The organism is Aurantibacter crassamenti (assembly GCF_016811105.1).
GTDB lineage: Bacteria > Bacteroidota > Bacteroidia > Flavobacteriales > Flavobacteriaceae > Aurantibacter_A > Aurantibacter_A crassamenti.
The window spans coordinates 3,002,267-3,021,605 of sequence record NZ_JAFBGM010000001.1 but is presented as its reverse complement, the minus strand read 5'-3'; the positions used below and the strand labels follow the sequence as shown (position 1 = coordinate 3,021,605).

Sequence of the window (19,339 nt, the reverse complement as noted above, 5' to 3'; positions counted from 1 at the left end):
ATATACATTTGCAACCGATTGGTTTCGTAATTAAAAATATTCAAACAAATGAGAAAATTAAAATTACAAGTCCAAATGACCATAGACGGTTTTATTTCAGGACAAAATGGAGAAATGGATTGGATGAAGTTTCCTTGGACTGATGACATTACAAATTATGTTCGAGAGATAACCGAACCTGTAGATACAATAGTTTTGGGAAGAAAATTGGCAGAAGGTTTTATTCCACATTGGGCAAATGTTGCAAAAGACCCCAACAATCCTGAATATGAAGGAGGTATTAAGTATGCCTCAACACAAAAAATTGTATTTACTAAAACACTTGACAAAATAATTTGGGAAAACACTGAAATTGCTAAAGGCGACTTGGTCGAAGAAATTAATAATTTAAAGCAAATGCAAGGCAAAGACATTATTGCTTATGGTGGTGGTGAGTTTGTTTCTGCACTCATTAAAAACAAACTTATTGATGAGTTACATTTATTTGTAAACCCTGCTGCCATCGGTAGCGGAATGCCCATTTTTAAAGAATTGACGGAAATGCAAAAATTTAATCTTGATGATGTACAAAAGTTTGATTGCGACATTGTTACAATGGTTTATAAACCCCTATAATTATGCGTAGAGATGTTTTTCAAGCAATTGCAGACCCAACAAGACGAGCCATTATTATGCTTTTGGCAGTTGGTGCTTTGACGCCCAATGCCATAGCCAATCATTTTGATTCGAGCAGACAAGCAGTCTCAAAACATTTGAGAGTTCTTACGGAGTGTGAAATTCTCAGACAGGAACAACAAGGCAGGGAAATTCACTATCACTTAAATGCAGACAAGATGAAAGACTTAGAAAAATGGCTGGAGCAATTTAAACAGCTAATGGCTAAACGCTTTGAACAATTGGACACCGTTTTAGAACAATTAAAATCAAAAGGAAAATGAACCCAAACTTAAAATTTGACTTCATAGTCAACAAAGAAAATAACACAGTCAATGTAAATCGAGAATTTGCAGCAAACTTGGAATTGGTATGGGAAGCTTGGACAAACCCTGAAATTCTTGACCTATGGTGGGCACCTAAACCCTATAAAACAAGAACGAAATCAATGGATTTTCGTGAAGGCGGAATGTGGCTTTATGAAATGTACAACACCGAAGGTAAAAATCCGCAAGAATGTCATTGGTGCAAAAATGATTACATCAAAATTGTAAATCAGTCAATGTTTTCAGGTTTGGACGCATTCTGTGATGAAAACGGAATAGCGAATCCAGATATGCCCAGAACCCAATGGACAAATGAGTTCAATGAAAATGGAGAAAAGACCCTTGTAACCATTAGGGCCAAATACGATAGTCTTGCGGACTTAGAAAAGATTATTGAAATGGGTTTTAAAGAAGGCTTTACCATGGCTATGGAAAACCTAGACCAATACATTGAGGCACAATTCAAACTTCGCAAACAAAACAAATCAAACAATAAGGCAAGAGTATCTAGTTATGTAAATTTTCAGGGGAACACTGAAGAAGCATTCAACTTCTACAAATCAGTTTTTAAAACAGATTTTATCAACGGTATCAAACGTTTTGGAGACCTTCCTGCCGACCCCAACCACCCGCCCATTGCAGAACCCGTAAAAAAGATGGTCTTACATATTGAACTACCATTACTTGGCGGACACATTTTAATGGGGACTGACGCACCTAAAGAAATGGGATTCACGCTAACACAAGGAAATAATATGCATATCCAACTCGAACCCGATTCAAAAGAAGAAGCCCAACGACTGTTTGATGAACTTTCTATTGGTGGCAAAATAGAAATGCCTATTCAAGATATGTTTTGGGGTGCGTATTACGGAAGCTTTACAGACAAATTTGGAATCAATTGGATGATTAATTATCAAGAGAAGTAGTCAATAAAAAACAAAGTACCGCCAACAATGTATATAAAAAATAGGCGAAATAGTAGTAAATTCAAGATTTGTGGCTCGTATCAAATTTTGTGCTTAACTGAAAATAAAGTGCTTCGAAATCGCCTACTTGCCATAGCCTAACAGTTGTGCTTCATCATCAGAAACCAATAACCAATGATAAAATTCTTTAGAAAAATTAGACAAAAAATGCTTTCTGAAAATAAATTCAGTAAGTATCTGATTTATGCAATAGGAGAAATCATTCTCGTAGTAATTGGAATTTTGATTGCGTTAGGAGTTAACAATTGGAATGAAAACAGGAAATTGGATAAAATTAGGCAAAGTTATTACCATAAACTTATTGAAGACTTTCAAGCAGATAAGGCTTATGCTGAGAATCAAATCCGAGAAATGAACTCTTCCATAGCAGAATTTGAGAATTACGTATTGTACTATAACAAACCCGATTTAAACCTAATGGAGGCTTTTGAGGCGATGAAAAAAAATGACTGGGGAGTCATAGTATTAGAATTTAAAACAAGCACCATTAAATCTTTATTGAGCACTGAAGATTTAAACTTAATAGACCCTACTCTACGTGACAATCTTGAATTGTACAATTCAAGCAAAAATCTAACACTAAAGAACTTTAATAATTTAAGTAATAGTGCCAGAAATATTTTAGAGAATGTAACCATGCAAGGAGGTATTGCTGAATTACTGTTAAGGCTAGAAAATCAACAACAATTAAAGCAGGATTTAGAAATAGTAAATAGGGTTCCAGATATATTTATTATGACAGAAGCTTATTTTGCTTTTAAGATTAGTGGATATAACGGTACAATTGAGAGATTAAATAATTTGATTTTGAATGCAGACCATAATATAGAATTCATTCAAAAAAAACTAAACAAATAACGTAAGCACAACAACGTATAAAATTCATTGCTAGTACTCGCCTACTTGCGAAAATCCTCGCGGATTTTCTACCAGCCTGCCGGCTGGCAGGTTCGGTTCATATTTGCTAAATTAGTTGCTGAAACACGCAACGAAATCATACACAAACACGTTGTAAAACATTATAATGAACCATACTTTCAAACACGTCCTAATAATTGTTATAATCTATCTAATTCCTATATCCTCTTCATCACAAGATGTTTACGATAAATTTTCACGGAAACTATGTAAATGTTTAGAAAGGGAAAAAGTACAAAGCCCTTCTGGAATGAAACCCTGTTTTGAGGAACTCCTTGTAAAAAATATGAAGGAATTAAAAGAAGTCTATAAAGTTGAAGCATTTTCGGATATCGATACCGAAGACCTTGGAAATAAGGTTGGAGTCAGAATGTTAAAGAATTGCGATTACGCCATTGGAATATTTTCTAATCAAGAAAAAGAAGAACAAGAGAAAATAGTAAAACAGGCTAATTTGACTTGTGATGATTTAAAATCTGGAGATTTTTATTATCTCACTAATAAGACAAATATCGTTCCTGACACAACTCATGTAACAATTTCTAAGAATATGTTTCTAGAAAGGATGGATAACGGACGGACTTACTCATTATTGGTCATAAATTGGCAAGATGATTGCAACTTTGAATTAGAATTTAAAGAAAGTAACGACCCTTTAAAAAAGGAATTGAGTACTGCTGGAGATAAGTATAAATATGAAATTCTTGCAAATCGTGAAAAATCTATTGTATTAAAAGTATTTTGGGGCGAACACGAATTTCAAGTTGAGTTCTTCAAAGGGAAATAACGTTTTACAACACAACCTATAAACAATACGGGCTTCGAGCTTAGTCACTGGGTTTGTGTATTTTTATGAAGTCCGCAAAATTGAAAATTACGCGTTAGCGAAATATTCAATTTTAGCTTTGGACAAGAAAAAATAAACTAAACAATAAGCTTTAGCTCAAGCGTTACCCATTATAGTGAAAATAGAACATGAAAAAGAAACTAGGATATTTATTTACAAACTTAATGGCTCTTTATTTTTTAGTTTCGGGTCTTTCCATTTTGTTTGATGTTCCTGCTAAACTGAAACGAATTGACTTAAACGCAATTAATTCAGATGGAGAAATCGCGTTTATTCTCATATATACTGGGTTAATGACAGGAATAGGTGTTGCCATTTTATTGTTGCAATACCTTAGTGGGACTTGGATTTATTCAGCTCTTCTAGCAACTATCATTATTGGGTCATTTATTGTATTTCGCATTGTGGGAAGTATAATGGTTGGATTCTTGAGCCCAACTCAAATTAATTTTTTAGTATTTGAATCTATTGAAGTTACGGTTGGAGTTTTATTGTTGGTAAAAGAGAAATTTAAAATTCCTTTATCCACTTCGCCTTAATAGAACTAAAGCAGTCTGGAATAATTAGACGGAAAACTACAATGGGTAACACAACCTATAAACAATACGGGCTTCGGGCTTAATCGAAAGGTTTGTGTATTTTTATGAGGTCGCAAAATTGAAAATTATACGTTAGCGAAATATTCAAATTTAGCTTTGGACAAGAAAAAATAAAACTAAACAATTAGCTTTAGCTTCGTGCGCAGACGGAAACTATGCCAGCGCATAAACTCGCCCGCTGCCATCGCAGACGGCGTACCTGCCCTACTTGCCATAACCAAAACGTTAGAAGCAAGTGAGTCAAATCGAACTTGTATTCGATAGCTCAACAAATAGCAGATTATAAAACCATATGTTAAAAGAACCAACAATAACAGCCTTCTTACCAACCAGTAAAACAGAACAGTCAAAACAATTCTACATAAATACGCTAGGACTAAAATTAGTATCTGAAAATATTTACGCATTAGAGTTCGAAGGAAAAGGAGCATTTTTAAGGATTACAGTTGTTGAAAAATTTAATCCACACCCATTTACAGTTTTAGGGTTTAAAATTAAAGAGATAGAGTCTCAAGTAAAATCTTTAAATAAAAAAGGAGTGAAATTTGAAAGATATAATTATTTCGACCAAGATGAATTGGGTATTTGGATTGCTCCGAGTAAAGCAAAAATTGCTTGGTTTAAAGACCCTGATGGAAACTTAATTTCATTAACAGAATATGATAAAGATTAAACCAACTGCACGCTGTGTAAAAAACATAGCTATTAAGTACTAAATTGAAAAGTCTGAGCTTATTTACAAAGACCGCGAAATTCTTATTTGGCTTTTAAAATAGAAAAGATAAAATAAAAAATTTGGCTCTTTGTTATCCAAAAAGTAAGCGTCGTTTTACCCGCTACGTTTCATACGCAAACCGTTAACAAAAATTAAAAGCAACCATTTTGGCAATAACCATCTTATACAAAAACACTAATTATTAATTTCTATGAATAGGTTATTGATATTTTTCGTTGGTCTTGTGCTAATTAATTGTGAGAACAAAAATGAAGATTGCTCCACTGTTATATGCGAAGCGGTTAATTATCAAGTAAAATTAACTTCAAAAAATGATGGGGAAAATATTGTTTTAACAGAACAGCTTACAGAAGACGACTTTTCTATTACAAGTAATGAAAATGAGCAAATTGACTTATTCGTTAGAGACGGAATATTAATTGTTTATCCAGAAAATGAAATAAATGGTAACCATAAATTAAGTTTTAAGAGTTCACTTATTGAATACTCTTATGAATTTTTAAAAGAAGGAAATGGTTGTTGTGACTGGGGTAACTTAAGTGGTGTTGATGTGGTAGACAATACATTTGTAGTAGATGAAAAGTTGTTGGAAATCTTCTTGGACTGAAAATAACTTTTGCCAACAATGCCTATAATTAATGTGGTGTTTAGGTTTTTACGCAAAGGTCTGTATATATTCATAAGGTCGCCAAATCTTTTGGATTTGTTTTTTAGAATAGATAAATTAAAAACAAAATATAAATATTCGGCTCTGTGTTTATCCGAAAAGTTAGTATCTTTTTATGCGCTACGATACATATACAAGAACGTTGGCATTCATTTGAATGAACATTATGAAAATCTATATACTTGTTTTAATAATCCTAGTTACTTCGTGTAAACAAGTCAGTTCTGAATGGATAGATAGAACAAAACATGAAGGGTTATATAAAATTGACTTTTCAAATTCATTTAAAATATTATGTACTGCTGAAAACCCAGAGAATATTAAGAGTACCATAAATAATCTTGAGGAAGCAAAGATTTTTTTTGATGAAATATTTGATGAAGATTTAAAATTTGCAGTATTATTTGTTGACAACCCTAACTGGAACAAATATGCTTTTTCTCCTCCTCCTGGAATGCCACAAGCCCATTATCAAGGAAATATTGTTTTGGGTTTAGATAATTCTGTAATGGCAATGCGAGCCGAACAAGGATTAAAACAATTACCAGATTCGATATTAGGAACATTAAAACAACATTTTGGCAAAGAATTAAATCTAGATTTATTTTATCGAGATGCATTATCACTCCACGAACTAGGTCATTTATATCAATTTTTCAGAACTGAAAATGGTACTCAAAGACATTGGTTGAATGAAATATTTGGAAACTTATGCCAAGTAGCAGCTGCCAAAAATTTGGAAACACAAGATGTATTCAATCGTATGGATGTGTATCAACAATTTCTAATTAATGCAAACAAATGGGGAGAATTAAGATTCAAATCTTTAGAACAATTTGAAGAAGATTACTTTGAAGTGTTAAAACAAGGACAGAACTATGGTTGGTATCAAACTCAATTCTATCTTAAAGCTAAAGAACTCTATATAAAATTCGGAGATGATTTTCTCAACAAATTCCGCGATTTTCTCATTGACATCAATCCTGACAAAGTTGGTCGTATTAACGATAAAGAACTGAATGAATTATTGATTAAGAATTTTGGAAATAAAGTGGTTAAAATCTTAGAATTGAAAAACGATAGATAACTGCCTGTATAATTAATTGTTGGGTTCTCCCCTATTCGGCAATTCAAACCGATTCTCCTGTGGTTCGTTTTCTTTTATTATTTTATTCTTGCCAACACAACTAACCATACACAAAACGTTAGCAACAATTATCACTCAAACATCCGAAATCAATAACTAAATTATTTTTCAGTTATTTATTTGCGTAACCGAATGATTACATATATATTTGTAACCGAACAGTTACGCTATTTATGAGAAGAGATGTTTTCCAAGCAATTGCAGACCCTGTTAGAAGAGATATTATTGAATTACTTGCAACTAAAACTTTAAGTGTAAACGAAGTAGCAGAAAAGTTTGAAATCAGCAGACCTGCTATTTCTAAACATTTAAAAATACTAAGCGAATGTGGAATAATCGATTTCAACCAAATTGGAAGAGAGCGATTATGTATAATACAGCCTCAAAAATTGATTCCAGCTTTTTTATGGATAAAACAGTACAATAAGTTATGGGAAGACAGAATAGATTCTTTTGAAAACTATATAAATCAAATACAAACAAAAAACGAAAAAAAATGAGGGATTTAGCAAACAGAACCCTAACAATTGAGAAAATATTTAACGCACCTATAAAATTAGTTTGGGATGCTTGGACACAATCTGAACACATATTAAAATGGTGGGCACCAAATGGCATGAATATTAAAGTTATAGAACATAATTTTGAAGTTGGAGGAAAATGGAAATACTCAATGCCTATGCCAGATGGTAACGAATTTATATCAGAAGGAACATATAAGGAAATTGAAGAATTGAAGAAAATAATTACTTCTGCCGATTTTAAACCTATGACAGAAAATGTTGAGCTTCAAACCTACTTTGAAGCAGATGGAGATAAAACAAAATTTACTTTTAGCGTTATTCACGCTACACCTGAATATTGCAAGCAACAAGAAGAAATGGGATTCTACAATGGTTGGGGCTCTGCCTTGGACAGATTAGAAGTTATTATAGAAACTTTAACGAACAAATAGAAAAAACTGTTGCTAACAGAGTATATAGTTCATTGCTAGTTCGAGCCTACTTACGAAAATCCTTTCGGATTTTCTGTTCGGTTTTTATTTGCTAAATTAGGTACGTAAACCCGCAACAAGCCATATACAAACACGTTACCAGCAACCAGAAAAACCGTACAATAACATATTACAAAAACCAATCAAGCTTTTTGCCATTTGACAAATTCCGAATAAAATGTAATGACAATCTTTGTGACTATGGACAAATTAATAAACTATCTATTGGAATTTGGGCAGCTAAATCAACAGCAAATTGACTTGATAAAGAGAAAAGCACAGGTATTAGAGTTAAACAAAGGCGATTACTTTTCCGAAGCAGGAAAAATACCAAAACAAGTAGCTTTTATTGAAAAAGGTATTTTACGTGTATGTTACTACAACAGCAATGGGGATGAAATAACCAAATACTTTATTGATGAAAACAATTTTGCAGTAGACATAAACAGCTTCAATCAAAAAATTCCCTCTTCAGAATATGTACAGGCTGTAACAGATTGTACACTACTTGTATTTTCTACAGAATCACTCAACGATTTGTCAGCTACTATCATTCAGTGGGACGGAATTATCTACAAAATAACAGAAAAAGCATTGGTTGAAAAGGTAAATAAACTAAGTCCTATGTTAGCCGAAGATGCCAAAACAAGGTATCTAAATTTTCTTGAAAAGTTTCCGAATTTAGCCAACAGAATTCCGCTATCCTATCTCGCTTCTTATTTAGGAATCACGCAATCATCATTAAGCAGGATTCGAAAAAGCATCTGAAATGAGCACCGAAGGCTTTCGGTACGAATTCCATGTAACCTTTAAAATGAATTAAATATACATGAATTCATTATTTGCCAAATGGCAAAAGTTTTTGCTTTCGAAGTGCTGAACTTTGCTTCATCATTTTAATAGAAATCAAAAAATTATGGATTCAATTATTATTACAGGAGCAACCAGTGGAATTGGATTTGAATGTGCCTTACAAATGGCTCAAATTGCCAAAAACGAACAAATTATCATTTCTGCCAGAAATATTAGAGCAGGAAAAGACATAATAGAAAAAATAAAAGACAAGACTGGTCATAAAAACCTAAAATGCTTGGAATTAGATTTGGCTTCTTTAGCATCTATAAGAAAGTTCTCTATATCATTTGCCAAAGAAAAAAACAATTCAATTTCTATCTTGATAAATAATGCAGGAGTACAGAATATTGGCAAAACACAATATACGGCAGATGGATTTGAGCAGACATTTGGTGTAAATCACCTCGGAGCATTTGCTTTGACTATGCAATTACTTCCTTTTATGAAAAATAATGGACACATAACATTCACATCTAGCGAAACACACGACCCAGCACTTAAAACACCAATAGAACCACCAATTTATACCAGTGTTCAAGAGCTTGCTTTCTCAAAAGAAACTTCCGAAAAACAAAATATTGTTGGACAAAGAAGATATTCTACTTCAAAATTGTGTAACATAATGACCACATATGAATTGCAAGAGCGCTTAAAAAAAACAAACATTAGGGTAAATGCCTATGACCCAGGAATGACACCAGGAACAGGACTTGCCAAAACTTATTCACCTGTTATGCGATTTTTATGGAAAAACGTATTCCCAGTTTTGACCCTATTTAAAAGCAACATACATACACCAGCTCAAGCAGGAAAAAATTTAGCAAAACTTGCGTATTCTGAAAAGTACAAAGACTTGAAGGGAATATATTTCTCGGATGGGAAAGTAGTCAAAACATCTGTTGATTCTTATAACAAGATTTTTCAAAAAGACCTGTGGAATGGTAGTCTCGAACTTACAAAAACCACATTTAACAAAATAACATAAAGAAACTTCTGAAAAAATCGCAGTAGGTAACAATGTATAAAAAATAATAGCAGCTTTGGTGCTTAAACAACGCGCTTTTTTATATTCACAATCGTTCATACACCAAAAGGTATGCGTTTTAATCCGTTTCTATTCTAACACCAACAGTTGGCATTCATTAAAAAACCGTTCATCCTTAATAAACTACATTTCAGATTTAAAAAATATTTGATTCTCAAAAATAATTGGATTTTTGAATTTCAAATAGTTAACGTAATCAATAGATGGAAAATTTAGTTGGCGATTCTACAGGATTAATTCATTTAATTTCATCTTGCAGTGCTCTTTTATTCGGAACTCTTGTTTTAATGCTAAAAAAAGGAACAAAACTGCACGTGAAAATGGGGTATCTATATTTAATTAGTATGGGGGTTCTGATTTTAACCGCCCTCATGATTTATAGATTATTCAATGCATGGGGGATTTTTCATTATGCGACTCTTTTCAGTTTATTGACAATATTACTTGGTATGATTCCTATTTGGACCAAAAAGCCAACAAACACATGGAAACTTCGGCATTTTTCATTTATGTATTGGTCTGTAATTGGGCTTTATTCAGCATTTGGTGCTGAAATTTTAACAAGAATTCCTAAAGCTCCTTTTTTTGGAATGGTCGGTCTAGCTACTATATTAATATTACTTATTGGGGCAATTCTTTTTAGAAAAAATAAAACGAAATGGCTAAAAGTATTTGGTCCCTAAAAAATAACGAAATGCCAACACCTTGAATACTTAATTGCTTTGGCAGGTATTTGTTTATTAAATTGGTTGCTGAAACACGCAACGAAATCATACACAAACCGTGGTAACATATTTAATAAATAGCTTTTCATCTTAAGAAATATGTTTCTTAAAGCGTATTAAGCTTAAAGTACTGATTTTAGCATATATAATTAAAATCTAAACCATGAATAGAAAAACATTTATTAAAAATTCATTAGGAGGAATTGTTTTAGCAGGCGTTGCGCCAACCTTTTCATTTGCTCAGAACCCTCAAGAACCCCAACCTTTAGATATAAAATTGGTTAAAGAATTTGTAGTTGCCGGACATAAAAATTTGCCTTTAGTTAAGGAAATGCTAGATGAATATCCAAACTTAATATATGCTAGTTATGACTGGGGTAATTCAGATTATGAAGAGGCAATTGAAGGAGCCGCGCATTTAGGAAATAAAGAAATTGCCAATTACCTTATTTCTAAAGGAGCTAGAGTCAATTTATTTACACTTACCATGTTAGGGAAAATTGACTTAGTAAAAGCTACATTGGAGGTATATCCTGAATTATTATTTGCTAAAGGTCCGCATGGTTTTACATTACTTCATCATGCCAATATTGGAGATGCTAAAGAATTAAGTGATTACCTTAAAGAAAAAGGCCTAAAAGAAACTCGTATAAGCATCAAATAAGTAATTAATACTGCAACACAACCCATAAACAATAAGGGCTTCAGGCTTAATACCAGGGTTTGTGTATTTTTATGATGTTGCTAATCCCGATAGGTATCGGGAATAGATTTAGCTTTGGGCAAGAAAAAATTAAACCAAACCTGCCTGTCGGCAGGCAGGCAATAAGCTTTACCTAAACCGTATATACCATTACCAATCAACTATGCAAAATCTAATTAATTACATACAATCAAAAATTACCTTAACACAAAACGAAATTGAATTAATCAAAAATCATTTCGTTACAGAAGAAGTTCCAGCTCAAACTAATCTTTTAGAAGCAGGAAAAGTTGAGCGATATATTTATTTTTTAGCTTCTGGAATTGTAAAAGGATATCAAAATGTTGACGGAAAGATTGTCGTACAGCATCTTGTAAGTGATCAAGATTTTTTTACATCTTTAGATAGCTTTATGACAAAAACACCATCCGTAGATTATTATGAAACTATCACAGATTGTAATCTTATAAAAATTTCAAAACCTGATTTTGACATTTTACAAAAAGAAACAAAATTCTGGTCAATATTTGTTAAAGAAGTAACCAACGAACATTTAAGTTGTAAACTAGAACGTGTTAAAGATTTTCAAATTTTAACTGCAAAAGAACGCTATCTTAAATTTGTGAATCAGCACCCAAATCTAGCTTTAAATGTGTCTGTCGACAATATCGCTTCTTTTCTAGGAATGGAACCGCAATCTTTAAGTCGTATCAGAAAGCAAATCGCTTTCTAACAAATGTTATTTCTAACCTCTTAAAAGGTATTGAAATTTGCTCAAACAAAATTTAAGAATTATGAGCAATGAAATTTCATTAGTAACTGGTGGAAATGGACATTTAGGAAACAACCTAATTAGACTTTTACTTTCTGATAAGCAAAAAGTAAGAACAACTGTAAGAAACATTAATAACACTGAACCTTTTAAAGCACTAGACTGCGAAGTTGTTCAAGCTGATATTACCGACAGAGAATCTCTAAAAAAAGCATTTCAAGGCGTTACAAACTTATATGCAGTGGCTGCTAATTTTAGTATGTGGGCCAAAAACCCCAAAACTGAAATTTATGATAATAATATGCAAGGCACTCAAAATGTGTTTGACATTGCGAAAGAATGTGGCATTAAAAATATCGTTTATGTAAGTTCAGTAGCTAGTTTAGATTTTACAAAATTACCCGCCAATGTGGATAATGGATATAACAAAGACCGAAGAAATTGGTATTACAATTCTAAAAATGATTCTGATAAACTAGCATTAGAATTAGGAAAAAAATATGGCATCAGAACTATTCTTGTTTTACCCTCTGCTATGATTGGTTCTAAAGCTTATAAATTAAGCTATTCTAACAACCTTGTATTACAAGTTTTAAATGGAGAAATACCTGTAGATACCAATGTAACTTTAAATTGGGTTGATGTAAAAGATGTAGCTTATGGTATGTATAATGCAATGAAAAAAGGCAGAAATTTAGAACGCTATATTTTATCTAATGAGCAGCATACAACATTACAAGAAACTGTAAAAATAGCATCAGAACTATATCCTGAACTAAAATTAAAAACGCCTAAAAAAGTGCCAAAATGTTTATTGTACTCCGTTGCTGGTCTAATGGAGTTTAGTAGTAAGCTTACAGGAAAAGAACCGCTCTTACAAAGACATTACTTAGACATGTTTTATGATTTAAAGCAAGATTATGATATCAGTAAATCAAGAGTAGAATTAGGTTTTAATCCTAAACCTTCAAAAAAGGCTTTAGAAGACGCTTTGAAATATTTAAAAACCGATTGGAAAGAAAAGAAAAAGGAAGATAACATAGTATAAAAAACATAGGGCAAAAAGTGCTGAATCAAATGGTCTGTGTATATTTATGAAGTCGCCAAATATAAAATTTGACGTTTATACTAAAAGTTAAATATTTATATTTAGCTAAGTATTAAACCGAAACGAAAAGTTTCCTTACTTCCGCCCCACTCTTAACTCGGACGTTAACTATAATTTGAAAATAGTCAACTAATTAGAACATAATGCCCAATAGTGATAAAAGCAAAACTCCAATTTTCCAAAGCATAGTTGATATTGGTGCTAATAAGGAGTTTTCTATAACCGAGAATAGGTATCTGCGTATAACAAATATCGCTTCTATCCTTGGGATCTTGTTCATGGTAATATGGATGATTACTGCTTTTTGCATTACAGATTCCCCAATACTTTACGGAAGCAATGGATTGTTAGCATTGATGTTTTCATTCGTTCTAATATTCAATGGCAAAGGTTGGCGGGTATTGGCATCAACTTGGTTTACTGTTACGTCATATATTGGAATTATTCTATTTCTTTATTTGTTAGGCTACTCGTCAGGGGTTTGGGTCATTTGTTTCATCATAATAATTACTCCATACATGACTTTCCCAAAAAGTGCGCGGAAATTAGCTATCGGTTTCAGTATGCTGGGGGTCTTGACTCTGATTTTTTCGGTTACGTTTCAATCCAATTTTAATCCTCACTATGATGTACTTGACCCGTATTTTCTGCAAATATTTAACATCAGCACAACGGGACTGATTTGCCTTACAATGGCTTGGACTTTGTCTGTGCTGATTGATAGATCAGAAGAGTCATTGAGGGTTGAGCAAAAAAGATCAGATGATCTTCTGCATAATATTCTTCCTGTAAATGTGGCAAGGGATCTAAAGGAAACTGGTAAAACAGTGCCCAAAAGGCACAAAAATGTAACTATTCTGTTTACTGACTTCAAAGGCTTTACTGAGTTAGTAGCTAGCATTCCGGCAATCACTTTGGTCAATGAACTCAATGATATTTTTGGCCGATTTGATGAGATTGTTGAGGAGGCAGGAGTTGAAAAAATTGAAACAATTGGGGATGCATATATGGCTGCATGTGGTCTTGAAGATACGGTTAAAAATCATGCCCTTAATTGTATTAAAGCTGCACAACAGATGCTATCCTATCTGGAGGAGAGAAATAAGAAACATGAAATAAAATGGAGGATGAGAGTTGGGATACATTCGGGACCAATAGTGGCTGGCGTAGTTGGAAAGAAGAAATTTAACTATGATCTCTTTGGAGATACAGTTAATACGGCAAGTCGGATGGAATCGTTAGGAGAGCCTGGCAAAATAAATATATCAGAAACAACCTACCAGCTTGTCAAAAATGATATCAGTTGCTATACCAGGGAGAAAATTCAAGCTAAAGGAAAAGGAGAATTGGAAATGTATTTTATAAAATATAGCTAACAATATGTTTAGAGCATAGCACCTTGCGTGATGCTACGTCACCATACACAGACCATTGTAGCACCATTAAAAAGTGAACTTTACTCTTTTTTATTTCAATTTTAGAATATTTATGAAGTCGCTAAATATAAAATATGGTGTTTGTAAAAGAAAAGATAAAAGCAAAATATTTATATTTAGCTAAGTAATATACCGAAACGAAAAGTTTCTTTACCTCCCCTTCTTGTCAAATACGAACCGTAATGCGCAAGCATAAAACTCTGAATAAACAAGAAATATAAACTTTAAGAAAATGAAAAAATCAATTTTATTCCTATTCATTTTGGCCTCGGCATCTGTATTTTCCCAAAACTCAGATTACAAGGTATCTTCCTATTTAGCTGAGGGAACAAAAGCACCAAATACTCATTATATAGGAGAAGCTTGGTTGAATGCTATAATTCACAATGACGATGAATTAGGTTATAATATTACAAAAGCAACTTTTAAAGCCAATTCAACCTTAGATTGGCATAAGCATGGTTCTGCACAAGTTTTAATAATTGTTTCTGGTGAAGCCTATTATCAGGAGAGAGGAAATGAGCCAGTAATTTTGAAAAAAGGAGATATCATTAAATGTGAGAAAGACATTGAACATTGGCATTCCTCCACAAAGCTAAGTGATGTAACCTATTTGGCCTTATATGGTGGTGGACAACCAACAACTTGGACTGAGGTTGTTACACAAAAATACTATGATAAAGTAGCCGAAAAGCTTTAACAAAATGGATAAAAGCAATAAGCTTTAGCTTCGTGTGCAGACTGAAATTGACCAGTGTACCTCCGCGCTACGCATAGCTAAATCGTTGGCAAACATTCTAAGAGAAGAAAAAACATTAATAAATTCTTATGAAAACAAGAAAGATTATTGCAACAATATTCATAATCATAGCAATTGTGCTTGGAGTCATATTTTACACAAAAATTGACTTTCCAATTGGGTTAGAACCTTATTTTAAAAAGGCATTTTATGGCCAATTTGGTCCTTTTGCCATTTGTATTGAACTATTAATTGCGGGCATTTATCTTTTTAATAAACATCCTAAATCCAATTTTGCCTTAGCATTATTTGGATTTACTGCATTGTTAGATCCAATTTTTAACACCATCGGACTTTTTACTAGTATTGTACCTACCTATGCGATGGTTCTTTTTGCAATTTGTTCATTAATAGCACTATGGCTTGCTTTTTCTAATACATTTAAATTAGGACGCATATCGTTAATAGGTGTAACTGCTAGTTTTATTCTTGGTATAGCCGTCGAATTATTCTTTAATTATCTGTGATTTTTTTTTAATTATTTCGTTAATATTCCTCTCAATATAATAAGAAGCAAACTTAAGATGTATATAAAAAGATAGCGAAAGTCTCTGCTAACACAAGGGTTTGGGCATTTTTGAAAAGTCGCCAAATTTCAAAATTTGACGATTGCCAACGAAAGGAAAACAAATAATAATATCGAAGTAAAAATACCTATTAATGGGTATTTTTTAAGTCATTACATTTAATTATACTTGTTGATATTAAAATATTATTCATTCTAGTTTTCTAATTTAATTTCAAAATAATGAGATTTATAGTATATGTGTTGTGTGTATTTACTTTTTTCATCACTAGTAGTTGTGATGATAATGAAATTGAAAAAAATGAGACTAATAGAAATGAAATTGAAGGAAATGAGAATGTAGGAAATGAGAATGAAGGAGATGAGACTGAAGACTCAATGGCTCTTACAAAAGATGAGTATATAGAAAGTATATTAGTTTCACTAAATAACAATAGTAATTTAGAGGTACGAGACGTTTCTTCTTTCGAAACAGATCATGATTTAATTGCATTCCCGGATAGAGATCCTATAATTGATGAAAATGGTATTTTAAATTTAGGTTTGGGTTATGTAAATAACGGAAGTCAGGTTAATGGTATCGGTTTTAGTATTGGTGATGAGCAAAATGCGTATGTATTATTTCCTACTCTTGAAGTAGGAGACCCACTTAATACGTTATCAATAGATCTGGAACTTGGACTGGACAATTGCGAATTTATAAGAGATCTTTGCGATATAATTCCAATACGATTTTTTGCAATTAAAGCTGATGGAACTGTTTCGGTAAGTTTTACTGACCACATTAAATTTAGCTGTACCGAATGCCCCTTTGCATATAAATCCACAGCATGGGGAAATTTTTTTTATGACCAGTTGGAATATGGTGGTGTTAATGAGTTATTGAGTTTTGCTATCTCTGGTCAACAAGAATTTTTAACAAGTCAATCAATAGAATATATTGATTGGCAAGCTATAGGAATGCCAAAATTTCAGATATATCCAGGAACGGAAATATCTGAAATTAATAATTTCAATAGTATCCAATGTTACGAACAGAGCGATTATCACGTTATAAGAATTAAGAAAGGTAATGTCTTGGTACTATTTTACGCCCAAATTGGAAGTCTAAATCACAACAATTATCTGGGTAATGAAGAAGATTACGAACTTACTAGTGCAGGGACATCAGTTGGATCATTAATAAAGGGTACGACCGTTATGCTATATGAACTAGACAAGCCGCCAGGTTCAAATTGGTGGCTATTATATGGAGAAAATCAAAATGATTGGGTAGGTGAATTTACATGGGAGTCAGCAGAGGAATTTATATTGGATCCAAAACCATATCATGATCCTTTTAGAGCGAAGCACTATTTACGCTTTGAGGCCTATCTAACAGAACATCGCCCATTCTTAAAACCTAGAACTTATACGAATTTTCTGGGTTCAGAGGTGGAATTTAAAAGAAAGGGTAGTTTGTATATTAATGCCTTTTTAACCTGTCGTCATATGTAATATAAATTTTTAGTTGACTTTTGTTGTTTTAAGAATTAAACTTAAATTATGTATTAGTAATTGTCTTTTCTCACCTACTTACGAAAATTCTTCCAGATATTCTACCAGCCTGCCGGCTGGCAGGTTCGGTTTGTATTTGCTAAATTAGGTGATTAATCCAGATAATTAATCTTATTTAAATAAGGTAGGTACAATACTTAACACACCACGAGACTTTTTAGTTTTTTGAGCTAACGAGTTATTTTTGTGGAATATTAAAGTTAAAATAGCCGTTATTCAATATTATGAAACAACGAAAAATTAGTATTTATACTGTCGTCAATTCAATTCTAATTCTACTTTCATTAACGACAATTGGATTGGGCATTTATATGACCCCTGATAATGGTTTTTTTGGAGAATTTTTAATAGCACTAGGGGGTACATTATTTGGTACAGCCGTAAGTGGAGTGATTTCGCACTTCAAAAATAAAGATTTCTTTGATTCGGTGTTGAATATTTTGAATCAAAATCAATTATCAAAAATTCATTCAGATGAAAATTTGATTAGAGAATTTAAAACTGATTGGCATGTTTATTATCTGACAATAAATGAAAATGGAGAAAAATTTTGGAATTATTATAATATGAATTTTTCATCCTCTTTAGCACCAGGAATTTTAAGTACAGAAATTAAAGTAGATGATAATGACGGAATAATTCACAAATATTTAATGCAAGGTTTAAGACGCGAATCCAAAGGCCCATTGATTATTTTTACAAAGGGAAAAAATAGTGAAGAAAGAGAAGCTATAATGATACTTCCAAACATAGGAAAAAAATACCAAAAGTATATATTCGGCTTTGATTTCATAGAAACTTGGAATGGACAAAGCGTTATTTCTCCAACAATAATTAGTAGAAATAAAATTAACGGGGCGACAACAAACGTAGTAGACGAGAAAACTTCACAAAGACTGGAGGTTCTTTGGGACGAATATTCTTCCAAAGATTTACACTATATAACCAAGAAATAATTGTGACTTATATCAACTATTGCAAATAGTGTGGCAAGTCCTATGATGCTCCATTGACTTAAGCTTGTTTTAAAGTCCGCAAAATCTTTGGCCCCGAAGCATCGGGGTTGCTTTAGACAGGAAAAGAAAAATAAAACAAAAAGATTTTGCTATGTACGAGGTGGAAAGTAAACGCTAGTTTGCTCCCGTACTGTTCATAGCTAAACCGTTGTACCACATTATGAAAAAATTGCTAATCTTAATTATTCTATTTTCAATCTGCCCTTTATTCGGACAGGAATCTGAAATTGAAAGACTCTTAATTAAAGGTAACGATGCCTTTGAAAATTCTGATTTTCAAAATGCAAAAATCAACTACGAATCCATAATTAAAATTGACTCAACGAATAAAGACGCTATTTACAATTTAGCTGGAACTGAATTGAATTTAGGGAATAAATCTAAGGCATGTGAACTACTCCAAAAATCATACTCGCTGGGCGACTTTGGAGCGTATGACTTGATTAAAGAGCAATGCGGAGGACTTAAGTACTCTGAAAAAATGTTTTTATTCCATGTCGATGAACTTCCAAAATTTCTGTACAAAGACAAATTTATTCCCCTCATAATCAACAAAAAGGAACTGAATCCTAATTACATGAAATTAATTAGAGCGGAAATAAAAAATTCTAGGGAACTAAAACGAATTAAAGGACGAGCAAGCATTCTATTAAATGTTGACATAAACGGAAAATTAGAAACCAAAATACGTGGAGAAGTTCCTGAGGATAAAAGAGAATTAATAAGTCAACTATTAGAAAATTTAACGGAATACAAACCTGCGACTTATGTGAATAAATCAGTTGGTCTTTTTGGTGGCGGATTTGCGTTACCCTTAACGTTCTAAAAATAACGTGGTACAACACAACCTATAAACAATACGGGCTTCGGACTTAATCGAAAGGTTTGTGTATTTTTATGAAGTCCGCAAAATCTTTGGC

23 protein-coding genes are annotated in these 19,339 nt (G+C 32.6%); all 23 read left to right on the top strand.

Features of this window, described 5'->3' with window-relative positions:
• The first annotated feature begins 48 nt into the window (after positions 1–48).
• Positions 49–615, top strand: a complete 567-nt coding sequence (locus JQC67_RS12460; RefSeq protein WP_203253130.1) for a dihydrofolate reductase family protein — start codon at positions 49–51, stop codon at positions 613–615.
• 2 nt (positions 616–617) lie between these two features.
• On the top strand, positions 618–938 hold the full coding sequence (locus tag JQC67_RS12455) for an ArsR/SmtB family transcription factor (RefSeq protein WP_203253129.1): 321 nt from the start codon (positions 618–620) through the stop codon (positions 936–938).
• Positions 935–1,909 (top strand): SRPBCC domain-containing protein, encoded by a 975-nt coding sequence (locus JQC67_RS12450; protein ID WP_203253128.1) that lies wholly within the window; start codon positions 935–937, stop codon positions 1,907–1,909. Before JQC67_RS12455 ends, JQC67_RS12450 begins: the two co-directional genes overlap by 4 nt.
• A gap of 174 nt (positions 1,910–2,083) precedes the next feature.
• A complete protein-coding gene (locus JQC67_RS12445; RefSeq protein WP_203253264.1) occupies positions 2,084–2,827 on the top strand; it encodes a DUF6090 family protein in 744 nt (247 codons plus the stop codon).
• A gap of 346 nt (positions 2,828–3,173) precedes the next feature.
• Positions 3,174–3,674: a hypothetical protein gene (locus JQC67_RS12440; RefSeq protein WP_203253127.1), complete on the top strand. Its 501-nt coding sequence runs from the start codon at positions 3,174–3,176 to the stop codon at positions 3,672–3,674.
• 188 nt (positions 3,675–3,862) lie between these two features.
• Entirely contained in the window at positions 3,863–4,273 is a 411-nt protein-coding gene (locus tag JQC67_RS12435; RefSeq protein WP_203253126.1) for a hypothetical protein, read from the top strand.
• 352 nt (positions 4,274–4,625) lie between these two features.
• The gene (locus JQC67_RS12430) at positions 4,626–5,006 is read left to right on the top strand and encodes a VOC family protein (protein WP_203253125.1); all 381 of its coding nucleotides are present in this window, start codon (positions 4,626–4,628) and stop codon (positions 5,004–5,006) included.
• Positions 5,007–5,259: 253 nt separating this feature from the next.
• A complete protein-coding gene (locus tag JQC67_RS12425) occupies positions 5,260–5,676 on the top strand; it encodes a hypothetical protein (protein WP_203253124.1) in 417 nt (138 codons plus the stop codon).
• A gap of 226 nt (positions 5,677–5,902) precedes the next feature.
• On the top strand, positions 5,903–6,823 hold the full coding sequence (locus JQC67_RS12420) for a hypothetical protein (protein WP_203253123.1): 921 nt from the start codon (positions 5,903–5,905) through the stop codon (positions 6,821–6,823).
• 233 nt (positions 6,824–7,056) lie between these two features.
• Positions 7,057–7,383 carry an ArsR/SmtB family transcription factor gene (locus tag JQC67_RS12415; protein ID WP_203253122.1) on the top strand — a complete coding sequence of 109 codons (327 nt, stop codon included), beginning with the start codon at positions 7,057–7,059 and terminating at the stop codon, positions 7,381–7,383.
• Positions 7,380–7,838, top strand: a complete 459-nt coding sequence (locus JQC67_RS12410; protein ID WP_203253121.1) for an SRPBCC family protein — start codon at positions 7,380–7,382, stop codon at positions 7,836–7,838. The genes JQC67_RS12415 and JQC67_RS12410 overlap by 4 nt, the downstream gene beginning before the upstream one ends.
• A 240-nt stretch (positions 7,839–8,078) precedes the next feature.
• Positions 8,079–8,645 carry a Crp/Fnr family transcriptional regulator gene (locus tag JQC67_RS12405; RefSeq protein WP_203253120.1) on the top strand — a complete coding sequence of 189 codons (567 nt, stop codon included), beginning with the start codon at positions 8,079–8,081 and terminating at the stop codon, positions 8,643–8,645.
• Between the two features lie 148 nt (positions 8,646–8,793).
• Positions 8,794–9,717 carry an SDR family NAD(P)-dependent oxidoreductase gene (locus tag JQC67_RS12400; RefSeq protein ID WP_203253119.1) on the top strand — a complete coding sequence of 308 codons (924 nt, stop codon included), beginning with the start codon at positions 8,794–8,796 and terminating at the stop codon, positions 9,715–9,717.
• A gap of 263 nt (positions 9,718–9,980) precedes the next feature.
• Positions 9,981–10,460 (top strand): DUF2306 domain-containing protein, encoded by a 480-nt coding sequence (locus tag JQC67_RS12395; protein WP_203253118.1) that lies wholly within the window; start codon positions 9,981–9,983, stop codon positions 10,458–10,460.
• Positions 10,461–10,665: 205 nt separating this feature from the next.
• Positions 10,666–11,166, top strand: coding sequence for a hypothetical protein (locus tag JQC67_RS12390; RefSeq protein ID WP_203253117.1), 501 nt, complete (start codon positions 10,666–10,668; stop codon positions 11,164–11,166).
• Positions 11,167–11,368: 202 nt separating this feature from the next.
• Positions 11,369–11,938, top strand: coding sequence for a Crp/Fnr family transcriptional regulator (locus tag JQC67_RS12385; protein WP_203253116.1), 570 nt, complete (start codon positions 11,369–11,371; stop codon positions 11,936–11,938).
• Positions 11,939–11,999: 61 nt separating this feature from the next.
• Positions 12,000–13,025: an NAD-dependent epimerase/dehydratase family protein gene (locus JQC67_RS12380; RefSeq protein WP_203253115.1), complete on the top strand. Its 1,026-nt coding sequence runs from the start codon at positions 12,000–12,002 to the stop codon at positions 13,023–13,025.
• Positions 13,026–13,228: 203 nt separating this feature from the next.
• The gene (locus tag JQC67_RS12375) at positions 13,229–14,461 is read left to right on the top strand and encodes an adenylate/guanylate cyclase domain-containing protein (protein ID WP_238934641.1); all 1,233 of its coding nucleotides are present in this window, start codon (positions 13,229–13,231) and stop codon (positions 14,459–14,461) included.
• A 292-nt stretch (positions 14,462–14,753) separates the two neighbouring features.
• Positions 14,754–15,221, top strand: coding sequence for a cupin domain-containing protein (locus tag JQC67_RS12370; protein WP_203253114.1), 468 nt, complete (start codon positions 14,754–14,756; stop codon positions 15,219–15,221).
• A 128-nt stretch (positions 15,222–15,349) separates the two neighbouring features.
• Positions 15,350–15,787: a hypothetical protein gene (locus JQC67_RS12365; RefSeq protein WP_203253113.1), complete on the top strand. Its 438-nt coding sequence runs from the start codon at positions 15,350–15,352 to the stop codon at positions 15,785–15,787.
• 281 nt (positions 15,788–16,068) lie between these two features.
• A complete protein-coding gene (locus JQC67_RS12360; protein WP_203253112.1) occupies positions 16,069–17,343 on the top strand; it encodes a hypothetical protein in 1,275 nt (424 codons plus the stop codon).
• 284 nt (positions 17,344–17,627) lie between these two features.
• A complete protein-coding gene (locus JQC67_RS12355) occupies positions 17,628–18,359 on the top strand; it encodes a hypothetical protein (RefSeq protein WP_203253111.1) in 732 nt (243 codons plus the stop codon).
• A 220-nt stretch (positions 18,360–18,579) separates the two neighbouring features.
• Positions 18,580–19,245, top strand: a complete 666-nt coding sequence (locus JQC67_RS12350; protein ID WP_203253110.1) for a tetratricopeptide repeat protein — start codon at positions 18,580–18,582, stop codon at positions 19,243–19,245.
• The last annotated feature ends 94 nt before the right edge of the window (positions 19,246–19,339 follow it).

What these genes read in the sequence shown, in the direction of transcription:
- JQC67_RS12460 (WP_203253130.1), top strand. Translation starts at nt 49, where the DNA reads ATGAGAAAATTAAAATTACAAGTCCAAATGACCATAGACGGTTTTATT.
- JQC67_RS12455 (WP_203253129.1), top strand. Translation starts at nt 618, where the DNA reads ATGCGTAGAGATGTTTTTCAAGCAATTGCAGACCCAACAAGACGAGCC.
- JQC67_RS12450 (WP_203253128.1), top strand. Translation starts at nt 935, where the DNA reads ATGAACCCAAACTTAAAATTTGACTTCATAGTCAACAAAGAAAATAAC.
- JQC67_RS12445 (WP_203253264.1), top strand. Translation starts at nt 2,084, where the DNA reads ATGATAAAATTCTTTAGAAAAATTAGACAAAAAATGCTTTCTGAAAAT.
- JQC67_RS12440 (WP_203253127.1), top strand. Translation starts at nt 3,174, where the DNA reads ATGAAGGAATTAAAAGAAGTCTATAAAGTTGAAGCATTTTCGGATATC.
- JQC67_RS12435 (WP_203253126.1), top strand. Translation starts at nt 3,863, where the DNA reads ATGAAAAAGAAACTAGGATATTTATTTACAAACTTAATGGCTCTTTAT.
- JQC67_RS12430 (WP_203253125.1), top strand. Translation starts at nt 4,626, where the DNA reads ATGTTAAAAGAACCAACAATAACAGCCTTCTTACCAACCAGTAAAACA.
- JQC67_RS12425 (WP_203253124.1), top strand. Translation starts at nt 5,260, where the DNA reads ATGAATAGGTTATTGATATTTTTCGTTGGTCTTGTGCTAATTAATTGT.
- JQC67_RS12420 (WP_203253123.1), top strand. Translation starts at nt 5,903, where the DNA reads ATGAAAATCTATATACTTGTTTTAATAATCCTAGTTACTTCGTGTAAA.
- JQC67_RS12415 (WP_203253122.1), top strand. Translation starts at nt 7,057, where the DNA reads ATGAGAAGAGATGTTTTCCAAGCAATTGCAGACCCTGTTAGAAGAGAT.
- JQC67_RS12410 (WP_203253121.1), top strand. Translation starts at nt 7,380, where the DNA reads ATGAGGGATTTAGCAAACAGAACCCTAACAATTGAGAAAATATTTAAC.
- JQC67_RS12405 (WP_203253120.1), top strand. Translation starts at nt 8,079, where the DNA reads ATGGACAAATTAATAAACTATCTATTGGAATTTGGGCAGCTAAATCAA.
- JQC67_RS12400 (WP_203253119.1), top strand. Translation starts at nt 8,794, where the DNA reads ATGGATTCAATTATTATTACAGGAGCAACCAGTGGAATTGGATTTGAA.
- JQC67_RS12395 (WP_203253118.1), top strand. Translation starts at nt 9,981, where the DNA reads ATGGAAAATTTAGTTGGCGATTCTACAGGATTAATTCATTTAATTTCA.
- JQC67_RS12390 (WP_203253117.1), top strand. Translation starts at nt 10,666, where the DNA reads ATGAATAGAAAAACATTTATTAAAAATTCATTAGGAGGAATTGTTTTA.
- JQC67_RS12385 (WP_203253116.1), top strand. Translation starts at nt 11,369, where the DNA reads ATGCAAAATCTAATTAATTACATACAATCAAAAATTACCTTAACACAA.
- JQC67_RS12380 (WP_203253115.1), top strand. Translation starts at nt 12,000, where the DNA reads ATGAGCAATGAAATTTCATTAGTAACTGGTGGAAATGGACATTTAGGA.
- JQC67_RS12375 (WP_238934641.1), top strand. Translation starts at nt 13,229, where the DNA reads ATGCCCAATAGTGATAAAAGCAAAACTCCAATTTTCCAAAGCATAGTT.
- JQC67_RS12370 (WP_203253114.1), top strand. Translation starts at nt 14,754, where the DNA reads ATGAAAAAATCAATTTTATTCCTATTCATTTTGGCCTCGGCATCTGTA.
- JQC67_RS12365 (WP_203253113.1), top strand. Translation starts at nt 15,350, where the DNA reads ATGAAAACAAGAAAGATTATTGCAACAATATTCATAATCATAGCAATT.
- JQC67_RS12360 (WP_203253112.1), top strand. Translation starts at nt 16,069, where the DNA reads ATGAGATTTATAGTATATGTGTTGTGTGTATTTACTTTTTTCATCACT.
- JQC67_RS12355 (WP_203253111.1), top strand. Translation starts at nt 17,628, where the DNA reads ATGAAACAACGAAAAATTAGTATTTATACTGTCGTCAATTCAATTCTA.
- JQC67_RS12350 (WP_203253110.1), top strand. Translation starts at nt 18,580, where the DNA reads ATGAAAAAATTGCTAATCTTAATTATTCTATTTTCAATCTGCCCTTTA.